Source organism: Amycolatopsis sp. cmx-4-61 (assembly GCF_046548775.1).
Taxonomy (GTDB): Bacteria; Actinomycetota; Actinomycetes; order Mycobacteriales; family Pseudonocardiaceae; genus Amycolatopsis.
Map to the genome: position 1 here is coordinate 1 of NZ_JAEBEI010000047.1, position 5,451 is coordinate 5,451.

The window sequence follows — 5,451 nt, forward strand, 5'->3', positions numbered from 1 at the left end:
TTCTCTGGGGGGCGTCAGCCTGTGGTGTGACGTTGCGTCGGTCGTCGGTGTGGCGTCCCATGCGACGGTTCTCTGGGGGTGTAGCTCTGTGGCTCTTTGTTGCCGAACAACGAGGAGCCGAGACACACGATGCGAGCGTTTGTGGTGAAGATGCCGTCCGGTAGTCGCTATTGGACAGTGCTCGACGAGAGCATGGATGCCGTTCCGGTAGCCGACAAGTTCCTGCGCGAGCTGCGGTTCGGCCGGGACCGGGCCGAATCGACGACCAAGACCTACGCGGGTGCGGTCGCGCTGTACCTGCGATGGTGCAGCCGCACTGATCGGGACTGGACCACCGCCGCCTCAGATATCGGTCTGTTCATGACGTGGCTGAAGTACACCCCGATACACGCCGGTAGCAGTGGCGTGGTCCCCGGACCGGGCGCCGCCACGGTCCGCGGCGAGCGGCGCATCAACCGGGTTCTCGTTGCAGTGCGAGGGTTTCTGTCCTTCGCGGTCGCTACCAACGAGGCACCCGAGTGGATCCTGGGTCAGCTCTACGAACTGGCGGATACCCGTGACCTGCCGATCGAAGCGCAAGGCGAGGACGCTCGCCTGAGCTATCGGATGCGTGCCCGGCACCGGCTGCACGAACCGGACAGCCCGGTCGACCGCGCGAGCGACGAGGAGATCGTCACGTTGTTCCGGGAGTGCCGATCGGCACGGGACCGGTTGATCGTTCTGCTCTTGGCCCGCGCTGGTCTGCGACGCGGCGCGGTGGCCGGGCTGCGCCGCAGCGACGTGCATCTGTCCGTGGACAACGGCCTTCTCGGGTGCCTCATCGAGGGGCCGCACGTGCATGTGGTGCGGCGGGAGAACAGCAATGGAGCCTGGGCGAAGTCGCGGCACTCCTACGCGGTCCCGGTCGACTTCCTGCTGGTTCAGGCATATGACCGGTACGTCGCCGAGCGCCAGGAGTGCCCGGCGGCTGCGTCGAGTGACTTTCTGTTGGTGAACTTGTTCCGTCCGCCGGTGGGTGCGCCGATGACGCCGGACGCGATCGGCGAGTTGATCGAGCGGCTGGCGGTCCGTGGTGGTCTGCGGCGCCGGATCACACCGCACATGCTGCGGCACGGGTTCGGCTCCACACTGGCCGATACGGGCGCGACGCTGGATGAGATCCAGCACTTGATGGGTCACAAGCATCACTCGTCCGCACAGCCCTACCTACACCCGGATCCGGCTCGTTTGCGGGCGGCGGTCAGCCGCGTCGCCTCGCCCCGGTTGCTGGCCGAGGACGGTGCCCGGTGACCCGCCCGCAGCGCGCAACCGCGCACCAACGCAGCGGCTCGGACGACAAGGTCGCTAGCGAGTTGTGGCAGGCGATCCAGCCCGAGTTCGTGTCGTTGATGTCGTGGCAGCCCGAGGTCGGTGTGCTGAGGTTCCCGCGGTCACACCCACTGCTCGGGGTCCGGGTCTGCGTAGTGGTCGGGTGCGAGGAGATGCGCTCCAAGACAACGGGCCTGTGCCCGACCTGCGATGCGCGCTGGCAGCAGGCCGAGCGGCCGTCGCTGGAGGAGTTTGTCGCTGTTCCCAGGGTCTATCTGCGGTCGAACGAGAGCGGTCCGTGCTCCGTGCCGGGGTGCGCGCTGCCGTGGAAGGGCCGGAAGTCCAAACTGTGCAACTCCCACCACCTGCAGTATCGACACACGATTCGGCTGCCGCTGGAACAGTTCGTGCGTCATCCCGACGTCGTGCCGTTGCCCGGCTACGGCCCCTGCCCGGTGGTGGCGTGCAGCCGTGATCGCGAAGGCGCCGGCGCCTACTGCGGGCGGCATCGTGACCGCTGGCGCCGCTACCGGACCCAGCATCCGGATGCCGATGAGCTGCGGTGGCGGCGCACTGAACCCGCGGCGGTCGAACGCGACCAGGTCAGCCTCCGAGGGCTGGCACCACGGGTCGTGGCGGAGGTGATCTACGCGCTGCAGGAGCGCACCCGGCAGGGAATCCAAACCCGTAGTCACCATCTGCGACCGGTCTGCACGGCGGCGCTGGCGTGTCATGCTGGCTCGTTGCAGGACATCCCGGTTTCCGAGCTCGCATCGGTTCCCGCTGGACTGCACAAGAGCATGGTCACGCTGGCTCGACGGCAGCAACTGAACCCGGAAACCGAGCGGGTCAAAGACGAATGGGACGTCACTGCGTTCGGCCACAGTGGAACGCTCAGGTTCACCGAGCTCAGCCAGCCGTGGCTGCGCGAAGCAACCAAGCGCTGGGCCTACGACGACCTGCCTCGCCGCCGAGGCACCGACGTCGCCCGCGTGGTCCAAACCCAGATCAACTCGCTGGTGCTGCTGTCGGACAGTCTCCGGCTGCAGCGTGACGATCACGGCGACCGGCTGACGGCTCTGTCGAGGACGGACATCACGGCGTTCTGCAACCGCATGGCCTATCTGCAACAACAAGATGTGCTCAGCGGATACAAGCGGATCTACACCTGCCGGGACGTCCGGCGCGTCCTCACCCGGATGCGCGGCATGGGACTCACGCGCGCCGGCCAGCCGTTGCATCGGCTGCCTGAGGACTTCGCACTCGGCCGGGAAGATGTTCCTGGCACTCCCGACGACGCGGAAGCCGGACGTGACCTTCCCGCCGAGGTGATGCGCCACCTCTGCGGGCACCTGGCCCGGCTGGAGGACACCAGTGTCGAACTGCGGGTCGCGGTCGAGTTGCTCATCGACACCGGGCGTCGCCCCAACGAAATCTGCCAACTGGGCTGGGACTGTCTGGAACGCGACGGGGACGGCAAACCCGTTCTGGTCTACGACAACCTCAAGGGCAACCGTCACAGGCGCCGTCTGCCGATCCCCGAAGCGACCGCCGCGCTGATCGTCACGCAACAGCAGCGAGTCGCCGCGCGGTTCCCCAATGTCCCGACGGATCAGGTGAAACTGTTGCCCGCGCCCACACGCAACCCCCGGGGCGCCAAGGGAATCACCAAAGGCTGGGTCTCCGGCCGCCACCGCCGATGGGTCGACAGCCTACCGCCGCTACTCGTCCCGGTTCCGGTGATCGAAGACGGTCAGCAGAAGACCGCACAGCTGCCGTTCGATCCCGCGCGGATCTACCTGTATGCCTACCGACACACCTACGCCCAACGGCACGCCGACGCCGGGGTCGCGGTCGACGTCCTGCGGGAGCTCATGGGGCATCGCCAGATCGGCACCAGCCAGCAGTACTACCGCGTCGGTGAACAACGTCGCCGTGACGCCGTCGAACGAGTCACCACGATGCAGTTCGACCGGCACGGCAACCGGATCTGGCGTCAAGCCAAAGCCCTGCTGGACTCCGAACGCGTCCGCCGGGCCGTCGGAGAAGTCGCCGTTCCTTACGGCTCCTGCAGCGAACCCAGCAACGTCGCAGCCGGCGGTGACGACTGCCCGGTGCGGTTCCGTTGTGTCGGCTGCGCCCACTTCAGCACCGACATCTCCTACCTGCCGGACCTCGAAACCTACCTGGCCGAACTGCTGCGCAACCGCGAACGCCTGCTGGCCACCGTCGAGGTCGACGACTGGGCCAAGGCCGAAGCCATGCCCACCGACGCCGAGATCAGCCGGGTGCGGCGGCTGATCGCCCGTGTCAAGGCCGACATGGACGGTCTCACCGACGCCGAGCGCTCTCAGATCGACGACGCCATCACGATCGTCCGCCGCAACCGCAGCGCTGTCGTCGCGCTGGGGATGCCCCGAGCCCGCCAGCCGCTGCCCGACGTCCGACCGGAGCGCACCGCATGAGCAACGCGATGATCAACGGCCGGCGGGCCGACTCGGCACGTCGGCGGCAACGCGTCATCAAGACCCTCAACACGACCGTCGCCGCGGGCGAGGAGATCAGTATCTCCGCTCTTGCACGTCAAGCCGGAGTGGACAGGTCGTTTCTCTACCGTCACGCCGATCTGCTCGCGCAAATACATGCGGCACAAGCACAACCCGCCAAGACCGTTGGTGGTTCGAGCGTGACGATGACGTCCCTGCAAGCCGATCTCGTCAATGCGCAGGACCGGGCCAATCGGCAGGCGTCGCGGGTCCGGCAGCTGGAGAAGAAGCTGTCCGAACTCATGGGTGACCACGCCTGGCGCGAGTCCGGGCTCGGAGCACCCGATGACATCGACCAGCTGAAGCGGCGCATCACCGAACTTGAACAAGAAGTCGTTGATCTCAAAGACGTTCTGACAGAACGCGACCAAGAACTCGACGCCGCGAGAGGAGCAAACCGTGACCTCATCAGCCAACTCAACCGTTCATAACCACCATGTCCGGCGGCAGCGTATTCGGCCGTGCGTACTGACATGTAGACCTGCTGCTGCTCCCACCCCGCTCAGCGTGTCCTACTCAGTGGATCAGACTTTCTGGAACCTTCAGATCTTCGTGACCGTAGAGTGCGGTCACCGCTTCCGGATCATCGGTCGCACAGACCACGGCAAGCTCGTCGAGGAGCGCGTCATAGTCCGCGCCCGTCTTCCCCTCGTAGGCGTCGGTCATGCGGCCCCACTCGTCCCACGGAAGGGTCTCGACCTTGTTCAGCGCGGCGAGATCCTTCACAGCGTTGCCGCGGATCTCTGCGGCTCCCCAGTTCTGTGTCCCGAAGACCCCGAAGGTGGAGGCGTCGATCTCACCGGACCGGAAAGCGCTCCATGCCTCGCCGCCCGTGAGAAATTCGCCGGGACGCAAGTCATGCGGGTGGGGCAACACCGTTTTCCCGAGAATCTCCGAGTCAACGCGAATCCAACGGGTACTGATGTCGTCCCAGTATTCCGTGATCCAGTGGTCAAGGCCTTGACCACGCTGGAAGTAGGTGGCAAACCCGCAGCGGACGCGGGCGGCGACACCGCGGTAGCGCAGCAGCGCGCAGCTGAGCACCGCGAAGTGCCGACAGGTTCCCACCACGCGCTTGTCGGGTTCCCGCGCCGTGGTCAACGGTGCCGGGTCCAGCGCCAGCAACTGCCGCACCAGCTTGCTGGCGGGCCGGACCTGATTCTCGCCGAAGCGATCAGCCGGCAGGTTCAACGCTTGCGCATCAGTCGGTTGGATGACCAGGTTGTGAACGGGGAAGCAGACGTCCACCGGGTCAGTGGCGACGCCCTCAAGCGCGAGCGAGCTGACACCGTCGAGTCCGGTAAATGGGCCAGGGGCTGCGTAGTCGATGACCTTCGCCATGAGGACGATCATACGCAGCTGACCACTGAACTCGGTCGCTACGCCTTCCGAGACAAGACCTCGGCTGCCCGGGGTTCGGTTCCTCGAACCAGCTCGACCGCACTGCCGCCGGCCGCCGGTAACATCCACTATTCGGTGATCGCTGCGGCGTGCCTTGCACGACAACTGTCGCACACACTACGGTGGATCAAGATAGCCACTGAGCTGCACAAACTCCTATCTGGAGTCGGCCTCAGGCATCGCGAGCCCCAGAGAA

General features: G+C 66.0%; 4 protein-coding genes. 3 read left to right on the top strand and 1 reads right to left on the bottom strand.

The annotated features are described in order from the left end of the window. Positions 1-129 precede the first annotated feature (129 nt). Genes ACLJOU_RS46690 through ACLJOU_RS46700 form a run of 3 tightly spaced genes read left to right on the top strand, consistent with a single transcriptional unit; the run spans position 130 to position 4,285 of the window. The gene (locus tag ACLJOU_RS46690; protein WP_410575747.1) at positions 130-1,290 is read left to right on the top strand and encodes a tyrosine-type recombinase/integrase; all 1,161 of its coding nucleotides are present in this window, start codon (positions 130-132) and stop codon (positions 1,288-1,290) included. Continuing rightward, a complete protein-coding gene (locus ACLJOU_RS46695; RefSeq protein WP_410575748.1) occupies positions 1,287-3,773 on the top strand; it encodes a tyrosine-type recombinase/integrase in 2,487 nt (828 codons plus the stop codon). The genes ACLJOU_RS46690 and ACLJOU_RS46695 overlap by 4 nt, the downstream gene beginning before the upstream one ends. Further along, a complete protein-coding gene (locus ACLJOU_RS46700) occupies positions 3,770-4,285 on the top strand; it encodes a DUF6262 family protein (RefSeq protein ID WP_410575749.1) in 516 nt (171 codons plus the stop codon). Before ACLJOU_RS46695 ends, ACLJOU_RS46700 begins: the two co-directional genes overlap by 4 nt. Before the next feature lie 85 nt (positions 4,286-4,370). On the opposite strand, the gene ACLJOU_RS46705 is transcribed toward ACLJOU_RS46700, so the two are convergent. Continuing rightward, positions 4,371-5,195, bottom strand: a complete 825-nt coding sequence (locus tag ACLJOU_RS46705) for a transglutaminase-like domain-containing protein (protein ID WP_410575750.1) — start codon at positions 5,193-5,195, stop codon at positions 4,371-4,373. Positions 5,196-5,451 lie beyond the last annotated feature (256 nt).

Excerpts from the sequence above, each read along its gene's own strand:
- ACLJOU_RS46690 (WP_410575747.1), top strand. The coding sequence starts at position 130 with ATGCGAGCGTTTGTGGTGAAGATGCCGTCCGGTAGTCGCTATTGGACA.
- ACLJOU_RS46700 (WP_410575749.1), top strand. The coding sequence starts at position 3,770 with ATGAGCAACGCGATGATCAACGGCCGGCGGGCCGACTCGGCACGTCGG.
- ACLJOU_RS46705 (WP_410575750.1), bottom strand. The coding sequence starts at position 5,195 with ATGGCGAAGGTCATCGACTACGCAGCCCCTGGCCCATTTACCGGACTC.